This is a genomic window from Wolbachia endosymbiont (group A) of Cydia strobilella (assembly GCF_964026745.1).
Taxonomy (GTDB): domain Bacteria; phylum Pseudomonadota; class Alphaproteobacteria; order Rickettsiales; family Anaplasmataceae; genus Wolbachia; species Wolbachia pipientis.
The window spans coordinates 968,722-987,731 of the sequence record NZ_OZ034694.1 but is presented as its reverse complement, the minus strand read 5'-3'; the positions used below and the strand labels follow the sequence as shown (position 1 = coordinate 987,731).

At 34.6% G+C, this 19,010-nt stretch carries 16 protein-coding genes and 1 pseudogene; 13 read left to right on the top strand and 4 right to left on the bottom strand.

All coding sequences use genetic code 11. The features are described from left to right. Positions 1–5: 5 nt before the first annotated feature. The 6 genes from bamA (at position 6) to ffh (ending at position 9,449) form a co-directional block, all read left to right on the top strand. A complete protein-coding gene (gene bamA, locus AAGD76_RS04905; RefSeq protein WP_264719027.1) occupies positions 6–2,342 on the top strand; it encodes an outer membrane protein assembly factor BamA in 2,337 nt (778 codons plus the stop codon). After that, the gene (locus AAGD76_RS04900; RefSeq protein ID WP_077188197.1) at positions 2,343–2,894 is read left to right on the top strand and encodes an OmpH family outer membrane protein; all 552 of its coding nucleotides are present in this window, start codon (positions 2,343–2,345) and stop codon (positions 2,892–2,894) included. It begins immediately after the preceding gene. 4 nt (positions 2,895–2,898) lie between these two features. After that, positions 2,899–3,330 carry a 3-hydroxyacyl-ACP dehydratase FabZ gene (gene fabZ, locus AAGD76_RS04895; protein WP_065094742.1) on the top strand — a complete coding sequence of 144 codons (432 nt, stop codon included), beginning with the start codon at positions 2,899–2,901 and terminating at the stop codon, positions 3,328–3,330. 45 nt (positions 3,331–3,375) lie between these two features. After that, complete coding sequence (locus tag AAGD76_RS04890; RefSeq protein WP_341820468.1) at positions 3,376–6,258, top strand: FAD-dependent oxidoreductase; 2,883 nt, start codon at positions 3,376–3,378, stop codon at positions 6,256–6,258. 303 nt (positions 6,259–6,561) lie between these two features. After that, positions 6,562–8,121: a proton-conducting transporter membrane subunit gene (locus tag AAGD76_RS04885; protein ID WP_155969468.1), complete on the top strand. Its 1,560-nt coding sequence runs from the start codon at positions 6,562–6,564 to the stop codon at positions 8,119–8,121. Continuing rightward, on the top strand, positions 8,106–9,449 hold the full coding sequence (gene ffh / locus AAGD76_RS04880; RefSeq protein WP_341820467.1) for a signal recognition particle protein: 1,344 nt from the start codon (positions 8,106–8,108) through the stop codon (positions 9,447–9,449). The genes AAGD76_RS04885 and ffh overlap by 16 nt, the downstream gene beginning before the upstream one ends. Before the next feature lie 352 nt (positions 9,450–9,801). Here the strand turns inward: ffh and AAGD76_RS04875 are convergent, their stop codons facing one another. Beyond that, entirely contained in the window at positions 9,802–10,017 is a 216-nt protein-coding gene (locus AAGD76_RS04875; RefSeq protein WP_341820466.1) for a hypothetical protein, read from the bottom strand. A gap of 513 nt (positions 10,018–10,530) precedes the next feature. Between AAGD76_RS04875 and surE the strand changes: the two genes are divergently transcribed. After that, the gene (surE, locus tag AAGD76_RS04870; RefSeq protein ID WP_010081939.1) at positions 10,531–11,283 is read left to right on the top strand and encodes a 5'/3'-nucleotidase SurE; all 753 of its coding nucleotides are present in this window, start codon (positions 10,531–10,533) and stop codon (positions 11,281–11,283) included. A 20-nt stretch (positions 11,284–11,303) separates the two neighbouring features. On the opposite strand, the gene hisS is transcribed toward surE, so the two are convergent. Both hisS and AAGD76_RS04860 read right to left on the bottom strand, forming a co-directional pair. Next, entirely contained in the window at positions 11,304–12,530 is a 1,227-nt protein-coding gene (gene hisS, locus AAGD76_RS04865) for a histidine--tRNA ligase (RefSeq protein WP_010963026.1), read from the bottom strand. Next, positions 12,527–13,102: a NifU family protein gene (locus AAGD76_RS04860; RefSeq protein ID WP_341820465.1), complete on the bottom strand. Its 576-nt coding sequence runs from the start codon at positions 13,100–13,102 to the stop codon at positions 12,527–12,529. The genes hisS and AAGD76_RS04860 overlap by 4 nt, the downstream gene beginning before the upstream one ends. A 148-nt stretch (positions 13,103–13,250) precedes the next feature. Between AAGD76_RS04860 and AAGD76_RS04855 the strand changes: the two genes are divergently transcribed. Beyond that, entirely contained in the window at positions 13,251–13,511 is a 261-nt protein-coding gene (locus AAGD76_RS04855) for a J domain-containing protein (protein ID WP_227738613.1), read from the top strand. Positions 13,512–13,530: 19 nt separating this feature from the next. On the opposite strand, the gene AAGD76_RS04850 is transcribed toward AAGD76_RS04855, so the two are convergent. Further along, on the bottom strand, positions 13,531–15,060 hold the full coding sequence (locus AAGD76_RS04850) for an N-acetylmuramoyl-L-alanine amidase (protein WP_341820464.1): 1,530 nt from the start codon (positions 15,058–15,060) through the stop codon (positions 13,531–13,533). Between the two features lie 68 nt (positions 15,061–15,128). Here AAGD76_RS04850 and AAGD76_RS04845 point away from each other — a divergent pair, with 68 nt between their 5' ends. The 5 genes and pseudogenes from AAGD76_RS04845 (at position 15,129) to truA (ending at position 18,976) form a co-directional block, all read left to right on the top strand. Then, positions 15,129–15,299 (top strand): J domain-containing protein, encoded by a 171-nt coding sequence (locus AAGD76_RS04845; RefSeq protein WP_010082675.1) that lies wholly within the window; start codon positions 15,129–15,131, stop codon positions 15,297–15,299. Positions 15,300–15,403: 104 nt separating this feature from the next. Next, a complete protein-coding gene (locus AAGD76_RS04840; protein ID WP_006280242.1) occupies positions 15,404–16,633 on the top strand; it encodes a cytochrome b in 1,230 nt (409 codons plus the stop codon). Between the two features lie 368 nt (positions 16,634–17,001). Further along, positions 17,002–17,760 (top strand): cytochrome c1, encoded by a 759-nt coding sequence (locus AAGD76_RS04835; protein WP_010963022.1) that lies wholly within the window; start codon positions 17,002–17,004, stop codon positions 17,758–17,760. Between the two features lie 284 nt (positions 17,761–18,044). After that, positions 18,045–18,167 (top strand): annotated as a pseudogene (locus tag AAGD76_RS04830) (IS630 transposase-related protein); the annotation flags it as partial. Positions 18,168–18,238: 71 nt separating this feature from the next. After that, positions 18,239–18,976, top strand: coding sequence for a tRNA pseudouridine(38-40) synthase TruA (gene truA, locus AAGD76_RS04825; protein WP_341820463.1), 738 nt, complete (start codon positions 18,239–18,241; stop codon positions 18,974–18,976). The last annotated feature ends 34 nt before the right edge of the window (positions 18,977–19,010 follow it).

The following is a 19,010-nucleotide window of genomic DNA, read 5'->3' as shown; positions in this document are numbered from 1 at the left end:
AAAATATGAAAAAGCTATTTTATATACTGGTAGTGGTTTTTATTTCTTTTCCTGCCCTGCTTGTTGCTTTAGGAACTGCGGAAAAAGTGCAGGTGAAAGATGTCAAATGTATTGGTAATGAGAGGGTAAGCAACCAGACAATAGGGTTCTATATAAAACTAAAATCTGGTGATTATATAAACGACGATGATATAGACTCAATTATAAAAGATCTATATAAAACAAAGTTATTTGCTAGTGTTAATGCTTACATAGATGATAAAAAAAATTTAGTAATAAAAATTCAAGAAAATCCACTAATTAACAAGATAATATTAAAGGGTAATAAGTTATTTAATAGCAAAGAGTTACTAAATAATGTGATTCAGTCAAAATCGCTAACTATTTTCACTGAAACAAAATTGCAAAACGATTTAATGAATTTAATCACTACTTATAGAAATAACGGTAAGGTTGGCGTTAAAATTGAATATGAGTTGGAGAAGCTCGATAGTAATAGGGTCAATCTGATTTTCAAAATAAAAGAAGGCAAAACCTCTAAAATTAAGGATATAAGATTTATAGGCAATAAAAACTTTTCTGAAAATGAGCTAGAGCAAGTTATTAAAAGACATAGTAATGACATATTTAGTAAGTTATTTAGAGCCATTTTTAAAGGCGAAAATCATTATTCACCGCAATATCTATTGATTAACACAGAATTGCTCGATCGTTTTTATTCGTCTAAGGGATATATTCAAAATAATATTCAACCAATTGTTGAGGTTGATAATAACAATCAAACAGAGTTAACTTTTTTGATTGACGAAGGACAGCAGTATTTGTTTGGAAATAATGAGGTTAATATTGAAACTGAAATTCAGGATTTGAGCCTAAAAGAAGAAATATTGGATTTTATAACAGAGGAAAACGATAAGATATTTAATAGAGTTAAAATTAATAATACAGTAGAAAAAATAAACAAATATTTAAATGAAAAAGGATACATATTTGCAAAAGTTAATCCAGAGTATGCACAACGTGACAACGTTGTAGATGTAACCTACAGAGTGCTGCCGGGTAAAAAGATTTATATAAATCAAATTACAATTGATGGTAACGATCGCACTTTAGATAAAGTGATCAGAAGTAAGCTAAGTGTAGCAGAAGGTGATGCGTACAATATATCTGAGATTCAAAAGTCACGTAAAAAACTAATGAGTAGTGATTTTTTTGAAACAGTGAAAGTAAATAGTTACGCAGTTAATGATAATGCAGTAAATCTTGACTTAAGTGTTAAAGAAAAAAACACTACTTCGTTGTATTTGGGAGGAGGTGTGTCTCTTCCTGGTGGAGCATTGATTAAAATTGACCTCAAAGACCGTAATTTATTTGGTACTGGAAAAGAGCTCTCTTTTGCTCTTGAAAAAAGTCAATACGTATTTTCTACTGATTTAGAGTTTGTTGAAAATAATTTTAACGATTCTGATACGTCACTAGGCATGGGTGTATTTTATGAAAAACAAGATAAACCAAACACTACTTTTGATAGTTGCGATATGGGATTTTTTACAAAGTTATCATATAAAGTCACAGAGAACTTAACTAATTCCCTTCGCTATTCTTATAAGTATAATCATATACACATGGATAATAAGGGTGGACAAGACACCGATATCTCTGAAATAATACTGGACCGAAAAGGTAAACATCAGATTTCATCAGTGGGATACACGTTGGCATATAATAAACTGGATAATCTATATGCTCCAAAAGAAGGGTATTTACTGCGCTTAAGTCAGGATATTTCAGGATTGGGAGGAAACGTGAATTTCCTAAAATCTGAATTCTTATCTTTTTATACGCACCCTATATTAAGCAAAATTGACGATGATATAACGCTACGCTTTAAGATGGCGGCAGGTCATATTTTTTCTTATACTGATGAAAATCTAAACATTGGCCAGCACTTTTTTAAAGGGGGTAATGAGATTAGAGGGTTTGACCTTTCCGGTATTGGACCAAGAGCAGAAGACAAAAATAAAAGCTCATTAGGAGGCAAAACTTATTTTAATCTAACACAGCAAGTGGATTTTCCTCTACCAAAACTATATGACTATGCTGGTATCAAAGGCTCACTATTTGTTGACTATGCAACACTTTTTGGCTTAGATGATAAAAATAAGAAGTATGAAGGGAAATACTACGATAGCAAGCTTGTGAGAGTGTCACCAGGTTTTGGCTTTTCAATGCTTTCTCCTTTTGGTAGACTTAGATTGGATTTCGGGTTTCCTTTAGTAAAGGAATCTTATGATATAATACCATCACCAAATGTTAAATTTTCTATTGAAGCGGGGATTTGAATGAAATATATACAGTTATTTATATCAGTTATTGCCTTAATTATTTCCTTATTTGTGGGGTATAAGTTTGTAGGATATCAACCTCAGAACACAAAAGCTGCAATTATCGATAGTGACAAAGTCATCAATGAATCTCTTGCTCTGCAAAATATACAACAACAAATAAAGGAGCAGAATTCTAGATTACAACAAGAATTTGAAAGTGAGTTAGAAAAACTTAAGCCATCAAAAGAAGAATTTGAACTTTTGTCAGAAGAAGCAAAAAAAGAAAAGACAGAACAGTTTAATAAGCACACTGTAAATACTAGAGATAATTACGCTAAAAAAATGTTACATTTAGAAGAAAGCTATAGAGACGCAGTAGAGAGTGTTTTTAACAAGATAAAAGAAGTCGCTAAAAAAACGGCAGAAAAAAACAACATAGATTTGGTACTATTTATTTCAAAAAAGAACCAAGTTTTATACTCCATGGATGAAGTTGATTTATCAGATGTGGTATTAAACAATATAAACAAGAAAATACCTGAATTTGCTTTGAAAGGCATTGAGTAGGCTTATGCAATTTAATATCAGTGATATTATAAAAATATTACCACATTCTTATCCGTTTCTCTTAGTAGATCGAGTTATAGAGTGTGATCCTGGTAAAAGTATAAAAGCAATCAAAAATGTGACTTTCAATGAGCCATTTTTTATTGGCCACTTCCCTGGTCATCCAATAATGCCAGGAGTCTTGATAATTGAATCTCTAGCTCAGGCATCTGCTATATGTGTTCTAGGTAAAGAAACAATAGAAAATAAAGTTGTTTACTTGAGATCCATTGAAAATGCAAAATTCAGAAAGCTAGTTACTCCAGGGGACACATTGATTCTTCAAGCTAACATTCAAAGTGTGTGTTTAGGTGTACACAAATTTAGGTGTATTGCATCTGTTAGCGAAGAAAAAGTTGCAGAAGCAACAATCTCAGCAGTATTGCAAAATAAATAAAATCTTCATCTGTAAGAAACAGCATGTACACTGTATAGTATAGCAATGAAGCTGAATTTCAACATCTCATTTTCTAATCTATATACTCGCAATGGATTAATAAAATTAGATGAGACATTTTTGAATTATATCAAATCATGTGATGAGAGCTTGTTTTGTTCATTAATTGAAGCAAGAGAAAAAGCAGCTTCTTCTTCGATGTCATCCCAGTGTCACCTCCCATCATCCCAGTGTCACCCCCCGTCATCCCAGTGCTTGACACTGGGATCTAGAAAACAAGAAGAACGGTCAGCTACTTGGATGACAGATAGCCAGCTCATTATAGACCTTTCGTACTTACTTGATGGATTTATTGCAAAACTTTTCAATATTGAAAAAGAAATAGAGGAGCTAAAGAAAAAGCACAACGACTTTGCTGTAATATATAAATGCAAAAGGTTATTTGTCCAACGCTATGCATTGAAGAAATACACTAATGTGGCGAATATAAATATTACTAACAAACTAAGTCCTTTTCTCACTTTGCCAACAACAGAAAAAAATTTCGCTGAGCAGGTGATGCATTGGTTTGAAGATAAAGAAAATCACAAAGAGGAAATAGAACTTGCGGCACAATATGCAGCGTGGAGAGTGAAAAATAAACAGAGCATATTATTTAGCATACATAAAAAAATTGACCACGAAAACCTCATACCATTTTCTAAAAAAGAAGTAGACAAAGTTGAAGTGCTGTATTCAAATGAAGTAAAAAGACGATACGGTTTTGACCTAACAAGTGAAAAGGCTAGTTTAGATAAAGCATTGGATAATGCTCACTACTGCATATTTTGTCATAAGCAAAGTAAGGATAGCTGCTCAAAGGGGCTAATTAATGATGACAATACTTTCAAAAAGTCTCCACTTAGAGTTGAACTGCACGGCTGCCCACTAGAGCAGAAAATATCAGAAATGAATCTGGTGAAAAGCGAAGGGTACAGCATAGCAAGTCTTGCAATTGTGATGATAGATAACCCATTATGCGCGGCTACTGGACACAGAATATGCAATGACTGCATGAATTCGTGCATATATCAAAAACAAGAACCCGTAAATGTGCCAGCAATTGAAACAAGGATTCTGGATGATGTGCTCAGTTTACCGTACGGATTTGAAATATATTCTCTGCTCAGCCGTTGGAATCCTTTAAATTTTCAGCGTTCATTGCCAAGAGGAAACACTGGAAAAAACGTTCTAGTTGTAGGCCTTGGTCCTGCTGGTTTTAATTTAGCTCATCATTTGTTGAATGATGGGCATAACGTTATTGCCATTGATGGACTAAAAATTGAGCCTTTGATCGATAATTTCCAGCTAATTAAAGATTTCAAACACGAAAAATTGAGTGAACGCACGGCAGATGGGTTTGGTGGGGTGGCAGAATATGGCATTACTTCTCGGTGGGATAAGAATTACTTAAAGATTACTAGATTACTGCTGGAAAGACGTGAGAATTTCGTACTTTATGGAGGCATTCGTTTTGGTGGCACGATTAATGCTGATGACGCGTTCAACTTGGGTTTTGATCACATCGCCCTAGCACTTGGCTCTGGTAAGCCACGAATGATCAAAATAAAAAACATACTAGCTCGTGGAGTACGCATGGCATCTGATTTTCTGATGTCGTTACAACTGACTGGCGCTCTTAAATTTGATTCTATAGCAAATCTGCAAGTTCGTATGCCGATAGTTGTCATAGGGGCGGGGCTTACTGCGATTGACACTGCCACTGAAGCTTTAGCGTATTATCCAATTCAAGTAGAAAAATTTCTTCTTCGTTATGAGATATTAGTTGATAAGTATGGAAAGGACTGTGTTGAAAAAGATTGGACAGAAGAAGAGCGCGAAATTGCGAATGAGTTTATATCGCACGCACAATTGATCCGAGAAAAGCAAAAGTTAGCAAAAAAAGAGAATAGAGAAATAAAAATATTAGAGTTAATGCAGAGCCTCGGGGGAGTGAAAGTTATATATAGAAAAGAGCTAAAAGATTCACCAAGTTATCGATTAAATAGCGAAGAGGTGCAAAATGCACTGTCAGAAGGAATTTACTTTATTGAAAACTTAGAGCCAGTTGAAGTTGTGACGGATAAATATAACCATGCTGAATTAATAAAACTGATAGACACAAAATCCGGCGAAATCAAACGTATAAAAGCACGTTCTATTTTTATAGCAGCAGGTACTGAGCCAAATACAGTTATTGCAACAGAAGATAAAAAGCATTTTAAATTAAGTAATGGGTATTTTACTCATTTGAATTCATCAGGAAAAGAAATAGACCCAATATTTTCTCCTAAAATGCAAAATAAAGATAGAATATTAGTGTATAAGCAAGGCAATAAAACAATCAGCTTTTTTGGTGATCTTCACCCTTCGTATAGTGGCAGCGTCGTGAAAGCTATGGCAAGTGCTAAAAACGGCTACCCTATTATTTCTCAGCTTTTGAGTGGAGTTAATAGCTTCGTTTCTGTCATTCCAGTGTGTGATGTTGTGGGCCAGAAAAAAAATGCGTGGTCAAGTGTTGAAGACCTGGCTAATAAAGAATTATTTAATAGAATCAAAGAGCAATTCACTGCAAAGGTTATAAAAGTTCAATATTTAACAGACAAAGTTGTGGAAATAGTGATCAAAGCACCACTTGCGGCAAAGAATTTTAAGCCTGGGCAATTCTTTAGATTGCAAAATTTTGAAACCAATGGCAGAAAAGCCAATAATACAAACCTTGCTATGGAAGGTATAGCCGTAACCGGCACTGAAGTAGACAAAAAAAAAGGAATTATTTCCACTATTGTGCTGGAAATCGGCGGCTCCACTAATTTATGCAGACACTTAAGAGAAGGCGAGCAAATAATTCTTATGGGCCCAACTGGCAGACCTACTGAGGTTTACTAAGTCTCAATATTAAAGTGATGCCAAATTTTATTTCAAAAAGTAAATAATTTACTAACGCTCGTGCACAAATTAAAAATAAATTATGCACGAGTGTAGCGTTATGAATTAGGAGTGCTATATTAAAGCTTACCTCACTATTAAAGCTATCGGTCAGATTAGATTAAAAACCTAATCTGACCGGTTTCTCTATAACCCTCTAAACTCTGATATAATTATATGATAATTAGTTTAATTAGTGGTTAATATGCAAATTGATTTTATTCATATATTGAGATAGCATAAACCATATTGGTTTTAATTATTGTGCAACTTTATAAATCGTCACTGTTACTTCTACTGACTGTATTAATAGTTATAGTCCTAAAATTACCTGAAAATTTGAGCATTGCAGTAAATTGGTCTCTCCCAATTCTAGATTTTGATTTATCTTTTCGTACCATACTAATATCTTTTTTATCAGTTGCATTTTTAGCTGTTCTACCAGCACAAAATTTGACTTTTTCAGAGATGCTATCTTTTGCTGCTTACACTATTAGTTCACTTTATGCAGTTTTATCTGAACATATGATATTGGTTATAATATTCTGTGAATTAATGACCATCAGTGCATTTTTTATTATCGCAGCTAGCTGTAGAGATAGTGGACCTGCAATAAGGTACGCTTGTGTACACTTTTTCGTTGGAGTTATATTAATAGCAGGATTGGCACTTCAAAGCACTAACCTGATAATTTTGGGTTTATTGATAAACTGCGCTTGTTTTCCTTTTTCATTTTGGGTTGTTGATGCATATCCTGCTGCATCGCTACATGGCACCACATATCTCTCTTTATTTACCACTAAAGTCTCTTTTTTAGTGATGCTTTTACACACTTATAACCTATGGCAAGATTGTACTGAAATATTAGCGCTTGTAGGCGCCATCACTGCAATTTACAGCATTATATTTGCTTCTCTTGAGCAAAATATTCGCAGATTTTTATGCTATAACGTTGTAGGACAAATGGGCTTGCTGATTATTGCAGGAAGTTTGCTCAGTCCTTCGGAAAAAGCAATACCAATTTTGATACTGCATATAATCTTCTCTCTTGTTTATCAATCATTATTGTTTGTGGTCAGTAATTCGATTATTTCACAAACAAAAACAATTAGTTTTAATGGAGTGGGTAAACTGATGTCAGTGGAAGGCATGTGTGCTATAATCGCAATACTTACAATGGCTGCATTTCCTGGAACCGTTGGATTTATCAGTAAATCATATATCACAGCTGAAATTGAAATGAACACTGTTGCCTTAAAAGGGTATAAAAATTTATATAAGCTTCTAAATTTGCTGCTTCATTTAAGCGTGGGGCTAAAGTTTCTTTATTACTTATTTATTGCAAAAAGTAAGTCAAAACCTTTAGCAGAGAGAGGAGGCAAAATGACTATGATTATTTTAGCATTTATATGCGTAATCGCTGGCAATCCTTACTTACCTATTTACAATAAACCTTCGATTTTCGATTTTGTGTACAACACAAAAAATATTTTGTCGCAATTTAATTTGTTACTATGTACCACTTTATTGTTTATTCCTTTACGCAAGTTATTTTACCCGAGAGTAAATTTTAAAATGGATGTTGATTGGATTTTTAGAACTTTCATATCCTATATTGTCTTGTTGTTCAATCAGTTAGTCTCTAAAACTAGAGAAATGTTTGCCAGCGTAGTGCAAAACTTGACTAATCCACTTACTGGTTTATACTTTAATAATATTACTAAACTTAAAGAAGTGCTGGGTTATAACTCAGTGAGTTTTGTTTCAGCTTCTTCTCTCTTTTTAATGAGTATTCTACTAATGCTATTATGTTTAAATCGTTAACTGAAAGTTTAAATTCTGTATTTAGTAAACTGAGAGGAAAGTCAATCATTTCTGAAGATGATTTTAATCTTGCCATGCGTGAAATACGCATAGCCTTAATTGAAGCTGACGTTTCACTTGAAGTTGCAAAAAAATTCATCAACGACATTAAAGATAAAGTGATTGGGGAAAAAGTCATAAAAAGTGTTTCTCCAGCACAAATGATAATTAAAATTGTACAGGATAATTTAGTTGCAGTTCTCGGATCAGAGAAAAGTGACTTAAATCTAGCAGTTAAACCCCCTGCTGTGATTATGATGGTGGGCTTACAAGGTGCAGGTAAAACAACTACCTCAGGAAAGCTTGCTTTAAAACTAAAAAAGCAAAAGAAAAAAGTGATGCTTGCCTCTTTAGACATTTATAGGCCTGCTGCCCAGAAACAACTTGAAGTGCTAGGTAAACAAATAGATGTGCAAACTTTACCTGTAGTAATAGATGAGAAGCCCATTACAATTACAAAAAGGGCAATAGCAATAGCAAAGAACGATAATTATGATGTATTAATACTAGACACTGCAGGCAGGCTTCATATTGACAATAATATGATGAATGAGTTGAAAGCCGTAAAGGAAATAGCTTCACCTGCAGAAGTTATTTTAGTAGCCGACGCAATGATAGGCCAGGATGCGGTCAACATTGCCAAATCATTCAATGAGGTAATAGGTGTAACCGGCATTATTCTCACCCGTGTTGATGGTGATGCACGTGGTGGTGCTGCTCTTTCTATGAAAATGATCGCCGATTGTCCAATTAAATTTATTGCTTGTGGTGAAAAATTAAGTGACCTCGATGATTTTTATCCCGATAGAATTGCAAAAAGGATACTTAGCATGGGTGATGTTGTATCATTGGTTGAAAAAGCTGCTGAGATTGTTGGTCAGGAAGAAATTGATAAGTTACAAAAGAAAGTGAAAAAAGGTAAATTCGACCTAAACGACCTAGTGGGAATGTTAAAAACTCTGAGTAAAATGGATGGCATTAGCAACATAATGAAATTCATTCCTAGTTCATTTACAAAAAAGCTAAGTAGCAGTGTGCCAGATAACAATAAAGTGAAAAAATATATAGCCATCATAAACTCAATGACTGAAAAAGAAAGGCAAAATCCAGATATTTTAAATGGCAAAAGAAGACTTAGAATTTCTAAGGGGTCCGGAACAACTGTAACTGACATTAATCTTCTAATTAAGCAGTATAATCAAATGAGCTCTATGGTAAATAAGTTCAGTAAAGTTGACCATAGTAAACTCAAAGAATCTGATTTGATGGATATGCTAAGCAGAAAGTAAGTCAGCAGGTAGTGGAATGAGACAAATCATCAGTAAACCTTTAGCTATATCAAAAGCGGCTTAGGTCTCGCAAAAAAATTTACAGCTTCTTGCTAGCCAAGAAATTTATTATTAATTTTAAGAAATACTATAGCTGACCCAAGCAACACGTCATACCGCCGCGGTATCTCTAGATCCCGCTAACACGTAGCGGGATGACGAGGCTTACCTTATCGGATTGTTTCAACACGTCATACCGCGATTCATTCGCGGTATCTCATCCGCTAACAAGAGATCCCGCTAACAAGCAGCGGGATGACGAGTTACTATACCGCTGCGAACCGTCATACCGCCGTGGTATCTCTAGATCCCGCTAACACGTAGTGGGATGACGATTGTCAGGGTAGCTGTCATCCCAGTAGCCTCTTTCTCTTGTCATCCTAGTGCCCTGACTACTTGGATCCAGGAAACTTAATTGCAAGTAATGCATTGGGTTTGGTGAGTATGGGTTTTGCGTTATATAATGAAGCACTTTTTGTGAATTTGTAAAGAAAACTGGATCCAAGTAGTCAGGGCACTGGGATGACATCATCCTTTTTTTTGGATTCCAGACTGGAATGACAGCAGTCCTACGTCATACCGCGATTCATTCGCGGTATCTCTAGATCCCGCTAACAAGCAGCGGTATGACGGTTGTCGTTTAGCTATAAATATTTAAGAAATTTACTAAACAGAAAAAAAGGCAAAAGAAACCCTAGGGTAGCTAGTTATTCACTATCCATTTTTTAAGTTGGCGTTTTTTTATGTTTTAAACGCTTTATAAGCGCGTTTCAGCTTATGTAGGTAGAAGTTTGATAAAGACATAAGGTGCACATAGTGCAAAAAATTAAACATGAGACGCCAGATACGTGAGTTTTTTTGTCATTTAATCTGTACAGAGAAGATAAATAAATAGCTTCAGTTTCATGATAAGGGGGCTGGCGGAGTTTGTCAAGTAAGTTTTTTCGTTTCTATTGTAATGACAGTTATGGCCTGTGCAAGAAATCTATTGATTTACAGCAGGTTCTTTGTTACAGTCCACAGTTATGCAAAGAAACTTAAAGTGATAATATTGATAACAAACGATGATGGCTTTGGAAGTGAAGGAATAAAATTACTCAAAGAGGTTGCACGGAATTTTGCGTCAGAAATATGGATAGTGGCACCAGATACTGATAGAAGCGGAGCTGCAAGATCTCTTGATTATCCAGTGAAACAATCTATTGGAATAAAACAACATAGTGAAAGGGAATTTAGTGTGTCTGGTACTCCTGCAGATTGTGTCATTATTGCGCTAAATAAAGTTATGAATAAAAAACCAGACTTAATATTGTCCGGAGTAAATATTGGATCAAATGTCGGGGACGATATTTGTTATTCAGGAACAATTGGTGCTGTAATGGAAGGTGCTGCAAGATCTATACCTTCTATTGCGCTGAGCCAAGTTTATCATGATAAAATAGACTGGCACAATACAAAGGTTTTTGCACCAAAGGTTATTGCCAAGCTAGTTAAGGTTGGTTGGCCTAAAAACATAGTGATGAGTGTAAATTTTCCTGCTACGGAAAAAGTAAAAGGAGTAGAATTTGCTGAACAAGGTGAATATAACATTGATGGGGATTTAACTTTTACTGAAAATTCGAATGGCTCTTTTAGCTTAAATTGGTCTCGAGAGCACTCAGGCAGTGGTAGTATAAATAAAATAAAAGAAGGATTTATTACTATTACACCGGTAAAATTAGATTTTACAGATTATGATACTTTGAATACTATGAAAAATTCTTGTGCAGACGAATTTTCTTCTATAGCTGACTGAGAAAAACATTTGCATTGCTCCTAATAGATATTTTCTATTGTGTTATCGCGAGCAATTATTTTTTCTTCACCTGTATCCATGTTTTTAATCTTTAAAGTTTTACTACTCAATTCTTCATCGCCAAAGATTAAAGCAGCTTTAGCATTTGCTTGATTTGCTTTTTTCATTCGGGTTCTGAGCGTTCCGCTATATTCATAGATTACATATAAACCATTTCTGCGCAATTCATTTGCAAGTGTTAAAGCATGTTTTTCAGCCTCTCTACCGATTGGAATTAGGTAAATAGGTCGCTCTTCTTTCGGAGAATAATTGATTAACTCCATTATGCGCTCAATACCCCCTGCAAATCCTATTGCTGGAGTGTGTTTTCCACCTACTGAAGATACTAAATTATCGTATCTTCCACCGGCAAAAACTGCCCCTTGTGCACCTAAATCCTCTGTAACAAACTCAAACACTGTGTGGCAATAATAATCCAAACCTCGAACTAGTTTATTGTTTACGGTATAAGGTATATCAAGAATTGTTAATCCATTTAGTATTTGTTCAAAGAAATCTGAGGACTCTTTCGTATAATAATTGCTGATTTTAGGCGCATCAGAAATTATTGATTTATCTTTCTCATCCTTGGAATCCAGTATTCTGAGTGGATTTTTGATCAACCTATTTTTGCTATCTTCTGATAGATCATTTTGATACTTTGTAAAGTATAAGATCAAAGCTTCTCTATATTTAGTTATTGTTTCACCATCACCTAAAGAGTTGATTTCCAGCTTTACATTTTTATTGATGCCAAATTCAGTTAGTAAGTGCTGAGCGAGTGATATCAATTCAATATCAGCTTTTGGATCTTCTATGCCAAAAACCTCAAAATTTATCTGATGAAATTGCCTTTGTCTTCCCTTTTGCGGTCTTTCATAGCGAAATGCAGGTCCTGTTGAGAATAATTTTATCGGTGTTTGCAGTTTTTTTTCAATGAGTAGCCTGACAATCGCTGCAGTGAACTCAGGACGTAAAGTTATGCTCTTTCCCCCTTTATCATTGAAGCTATACATCTCTTTAGTGATGATGTCTGAGCTATCACCTAAGGTTTTTGTAAAAACCTCCGTGCACTCAAATATTGGAGTTTGGGCGGGCAAAAAGCCGTATAAACTTGAGATTCTGTTTGCTGTTTGCTCTATGTATTTAAACTTGTACCATTCATCAAACAGGAGATCTTTTGTTCCTCTAACCGTTTGATTAGTCATAGTGTGGTCTCTATACCTGCAATCTCTGGTATGTGGTAGCTCAGCATATTTTGCACTCCTTGCTTTAAAGTAATTGCAGCACTTGGGCATCCAGAGCAAGCTCCTTGCAACTCAACATAAACTATTCCATCTTTATAGCCACGAAATTTGATATCGCCACCATCTTGAGCAACTGCAGGTTTGATATGACTTTCCATCAATTCTTTTATTCTATTTACAATTTCTATATCATTTTTATCAAAAAATTCTTCACCTGGATCATTCACTTCTTCTTTATCTAGTGCTTTTCCACCAGAAGTAAAGTGATTCATGATTGTAGTTAAAACTTCTACTTTTAATATATCCCAATTAATTCCATCCAATTTTGTTACTGAAATAAAATCATGACCGAAAAATACTCTTACCACATGCTCTATTTGAAAAAGATTTGCTGCTAGTTTAGAATTTTTTATCTCATTCGCATTTGAAAAATCAGCAGTTTCTCCTTCGTTTAAAATTTCAAATCCAGGAAGGAATTTTAGCGTATTTGGGTTTGGTGTTTCTTCAATCTGGATGAACATGTTATTTACCATGACAATTATAATTGTTACTATTTAATCATAAAATGATAAAAAAATATACATGTCATTCATCTTTTTTCTTTTTTTAGTATTCATAGTAATTACATTTGTCTTGCCTAGCGTTGTTATATTTTTTCTTTTCCTGACAAAAAAAAATAATATGAGTTTCATGATGAACTCTATATTGAGTAAGTTTTTGAACGAATTTAGTAGCAGTAGAAGTTATACTGAAAATTACACTGGTGATAACATGTCCAAGGATGAAGCATTAAAGATACTGGGGCTGAATCCTGAGGCAAGTCAAAATGAAATCAATAAAGCATATCAAAATTTAATGAAATTAGTTCACCCAGATAAGGGAGGCTCGGAATATTTTGCGCAAAAGCTAAATGCGGCACGTGATAAATTGTTAAAAAAGTGATCTTAAAAAAAGTTTTCGTTTAACGAATTTCTTCCTTTGCTTTTTCTAAATACTCCAATATTGCTTCATGTAGTGCAGTCCATGTTATCTGTTCTTCCAGGGAAGGTATAAATTCTTGTCTCCAAGCATTCTTAAACTCCTGAAACCACTGTTTTTCAAAACCCTGAAATTCTAAAGAAATATCTACTTTAAAGCTATCAATTAAACTGGAAACTTCTGCAGCTTTAGAGCTATCTAGTGATTTTAAAGATAACACTCCACTCTTTAAAATCTCTAACTCTTCCAATACATTAAGCTTAAATGGTTTATAGAGTGAAGACCATATGCGATATCTTAAATAAGAATCATAGTATAACTTAATTTTGTACATTAAAGTGGTAGATGCATCAGGAGAAATGTTATTCTCATATTGTGCAAGAGAAGATAATAAATTCTCATAATCTACTTTGCTTAAACATGGTTGTAGAGTCGATTTAATTTTTTCACTAAAGGTTAGATAACTAGAAGAAATGCCATGACTATATTCACTAAAGAATTCAGGAAATATATCTGCTTGTTCTAGTTTAAGAGGTAGATCTTTTCTAATTTCTCTTGGTAAATTATGTATTGAAAACTGATAAATAACCCATACAAAATTCTCATCAAACTCATCTGAGTAATCAGCATTATTATCAGGAAAAATTACATTACCTTTCTTATCATTCCAAGGTTCTATCTTATAGAAAAATCTGTTCAGCCTTTGTTTTAATTTCAAAATACCTTCATTTCTATCACCTGCTTTATACAATGTTCTGCCCATTTTGTGTTTAGCATCTTTAGGGTTTATTCTGTCACTTATGTGCAATCCAATTTCATTTTTCTCTAATAACTCCCAATCAAACAATTTGTGTGGATCTGGTTTACGCATTGTATAGCCAAGCTCTGGATCATACACTATAGTTCCTATTTCAGAATGACTAAATATCATATCCCTTTTAATTTTAAAACGCTCCATAAGGTATAAAATCAGCTCTTTAACAGATCTCATTTGCTCTTCCGGAAAAGGCTCAAGTCCTGTGTTTACAATTTCAATACCTACAGAATAGTTGTTAAGCTTCCGTAACTCTTCAAGCTTACTATCTACCTTAACTCTTGCATAACTAATACCAGCATGCCATGCTTCTTTCTCTAATGGAACCATTAAGGTGATGCTGCCATCCCTATCGACAATAAAATGAACTGACAATCCTCTAGCATTCAGCGTATCTTTTGTACCTTTTAGTGTTGATGTTTCAGTATGGTGAACTATAACCATTAACACTTTTTTACCTGCCCTATCACCATAATTTAAAGCTGAAGCTGGATCTAAAAATAACAAATCCTGATCTTTCAATAATGGTAATTTTTCTTGTAAATCTTGAAAATCATTCTCGATATTGCTTGAACTGGATACTTGCCCAGATATGAGAAATGCTGAGACAGTAATCAGTAAAACTAATAAATATTTGTTGACTTTAGATAGTTGGATTTTCATACCATCTTCATAAACACTTTGTAGATAATTTTTCATTATATAGTTAGAATAGGGTTGTTGAATAAATTTACAAGACAAAATCATACTAGTCTGGTAGTAGTAACATGTTCAGAGATGGAGCATTTAAAGTGCTAGGAATAGATTCTGGAGCGAACCAAAATGAAATCAATAAAGCATATCAAAATTTAATGAAATTAGTTCACCCAGATAAAGGAGGCTCGGAATATTTTGCACAAAAATTAAACGCAGCACGTGACAGGTTGCTGAAGAGGTAATTAATATTGCTTTAAAGTTTTTATTTGTGCGTAAAGGATAAGTTGCTACAATAAAAAAATAAGATAAAAGTAGCAATGGACATGTGTTCAGAAAGGTTTAAGTTATGCAGGAAGATAACAAAAAAGAAACAATAAAAGAAGAAAAAGGCATATTAGGATGGATAGAATATAGATTGCCTATATTTTCTTTTCTAAGACACACTGCTTCTTACCAAGTGCCAAAAAACTTAAATTATGCTTGGAACTTTGGCTCTTTGGCTGGTATAGCGCTGATTTTACAAATAATAACAGGTATATTTCTTGCTATGCACTACACTCCGCATGTTGATTATGCGTTTAATAGTGTAGAGCGCATAATGCGAGATGTGAATTACGGGTGGTTAATACGCTACACTCACGCTGTTGGAGCATCGCTCTTCTTTATGGTAGTCTATGTTCATATAATGCGTGGATTATATTACGGATCTTATAAAAGACCGAGAGAGATGGTGTGGTTTATTGGAATATTTATATTTTTTGCAATGATGGCAACTGCCTTTATGGGATATGTATTGCCTTGGGGACAAATGAGTTTCTGGGGTGCAACAGTTATAACCAACTTATTTTCTGCTATACCTTTAATTGGCAATAAAATAGTTATATGGTTATGGGGTGGTTTTTCAGTGGATAACCCAACACTTAACCGTTTTTTCGCTCTGCATTATCTTCTGCCTTTTGTTATTATTGCTTTAGCTATGCTTCATGTGATAGCTCTGCATAGGTTTGGCTCTGGTAACCCAAGTGGAGTGGAGGTAAAATCAGATAAGGATACCATCCCTCTCTATCCTTATTATATAGTCAAGGATTGCATAACTTTTGGTCTGTTTTTTGTAGTTTTGTTCGCATTTGTTTTCTATGCTCCCAATTATCTTGGGCATCCAGACAATTATATAGAAGCTGATTCTATGGTCACTCCGGTACATATAGTGCCAGAGTGGTATTTTTTACCTTTTTATGCAATGCTACGTTCAATTCCAGATAAACTTACTGGTGTGCTTACCATGTTTGCGTCTATTTTAGTGTGGTTTTTGTTACCTTGGCTTGATAAATCAAAAGTTAAAAGTGGTGCTTATCGCCCGGTGTTTAAGAAATTTTTTTGGGTTTTTGCAATAAATTTTGTACTTCTTGCCTGGCTTGGAGGACAAGAGGTAAAAGAGCCTTACATCACTATGAGTAGGCTATCTACTCTTTATTACTTTGCATACTTTGTGATAGTTTTACCACTGCTTAGTAAGTATGAAAAGCCAAAAGAACCACCAAAAACCTTAAGTGATTCTGTGCCGGAGATGAGGTGATGTCAATTCAAAGCAGATCTCTTACAAAATTCTCTGTCATCCCAGAGCTCTCTTCTGTCATCCCAGAGCCCTCTTTTGTCATCCCAGTGCTTGACACTGGGATCCAGAAAAAAAATAAATGGATTCCAGCATCATGTACACAATTGTATGAACGTTGTATACAACACACAGTGTCATTCCACTATCTTCCGTTGTCATCCCAGTGCTTGACACTGGGATCCAGGTATAAAAATACTTACAAATCATGCAATGGACAACAGATTCTAGGAGTGCATGATAACCATAATGTCAGTGATGAAATAAGCTGGATTCCAGTGTCAGCTACTTGCATGACATCAATTCGAAATTTACTAAAACAGTGGTTATGCATGGGATCTAATGTATTTGCAATCTTCTGCATGTTATTTCTATCTAGTCTTATATCTGCAGAAGAATTTAAATCATCACCAAATAAGAAAATAGACTGGAAATTTGATGGAATTGTCGGATCTTTCGATAGAGAGTCAATTCAGCGTGGCTATAAAGTGTATAAAGAAGTCTGTGCTGCTTGTCATTCAATGAATAGGGTAGCATTTCGTAATTTGCAAGATGTCGGTTTTTCTGAAGAAGATGTAAAACAAATAGCAGCTTCTTATCAAGTTAAAGATGGTCCGAATGATTTGGGTGAAATGTTTGACAGACCTGGAGTACCTTCGGATTATTTTATTGCGCCTTTTGATACAAAAGAAGCAGCTGCAGCAAGCAACAATGGTGCAGTCCCACCAGACTTATCATTAATTATTAAAGCAAGGCATGATGGTGCAAATTATGTCTATTCATTGTTAACAGGCTATCAAAACGGCGAACACGATGAAAATGATTTATATTTTAATTCGTATTTTCCAACAGGCAGATTAGCTATGGCGCCACCACTTTCTGAAGGAATGGTGGAATATGATGGTGCAAGGCAAGCCACAGTTGAAAATATGGCGTATGATGTGATAAATTTTTTACAATGGGCAGCAGAGCCAGAATTAGAGCGCCGGCATAAACTTGGATTAAAAGTAGTGGCGTATTTTATAATTTTAACAGTGTTTTTTGTATTAACTAACAACAAAGTTTGGAGCAAGCTCTATAAAAAGAAGTGATAGTCAATTTTGCCTCAAGCACAATGGTTGTCATCCAAGTAGCTAACACTGGTTCCTTTATGACGGTGTCATCCGAGTAGCTGACACTGGGATGGCTTTGTCGCATCGTACCTTATACGGTAATAATTTACGATAAATTCATGTAGCCATTTCGAATTTAGCCATACCAATGTCAGTAAATTTATTAAGCAAACAGCACTTAATGAGCAGTTCTTTTTCACGATTTATAGCTCTTTTCATAGAAGTCCGGATGTGATAAGGATAGATAATGATAAGGAGGTTGAATGCCAGCAGCATATAGTTATGATTTAAGAAAAAAAGCAATGGAGGCGCTAGACGAAGGAGAAAGCAGAGAAGCAGTGGCAGCAAGATTTAAGATTGGACGAACTACTTTATGGGAGTGGCAGCACTGTAGGCTTGACCATAAATTATGTTAAGATAGAAAATGACTATTTTAGATAGAGCTTGATGTAATGCAGTGCGATACAAAATAACGGTAGAATATAATGGTAGTAATTTCTCTGGTTGGCAAAAACAGCAACACTCTGCTAACTCAATCCAGGAGAAGATAGAAAATGCTATATTTAATTTTAGTGGTGAGAAAGTTACTTTGTACTGTGGTGGCAGGACTGATGCAGGAGTTCATGCTTTAGGACAAGTTGCTCATTTTGATATGGAAAAGGAATTTGAGCTTTATAGAATAAGGAATGCAATAAACTATCATTTAAAATCAATTCCTATAGTCGTGCTTAATGCAGAAGTTGTAGATGATGCGTTTCACGCACGGTTTTCAGCAAAAAAAAAATATTACGAATATAGAATAGTTAATCGCTATGCTCCTGCCGCTCTGGAGACGGGTTATGTATGGCAAGTGTTTAGCCCACTTGATGTAAATATTATGCGTGAAGCTGCTAAACATCTACTTGGAAAACATGACCTTTCAAGTTTCCGTTCAAAAGATTGTCAAGCCGCAAATCCGATAAGAACAATTGATGATATCGATATAATACAAAATGGGAATCATATACACATCAAAATATCTGCTATTTCCTTTTTACATAACCAAGTGAGGATTATTGTGGGTACTTTAGTTGAATTTGGAAAAAATAGAACCAATCCGCAAGAAATGCTAAATATATTAAACCAATGCAAAAGAAGTGCCGCTGGAGTTACTGCACCACCTTTTGGCTTATATTTGGTAAAGATAGATTACTAATTTAATAAAAGCTAGTGAAATAAGTGCCATACCG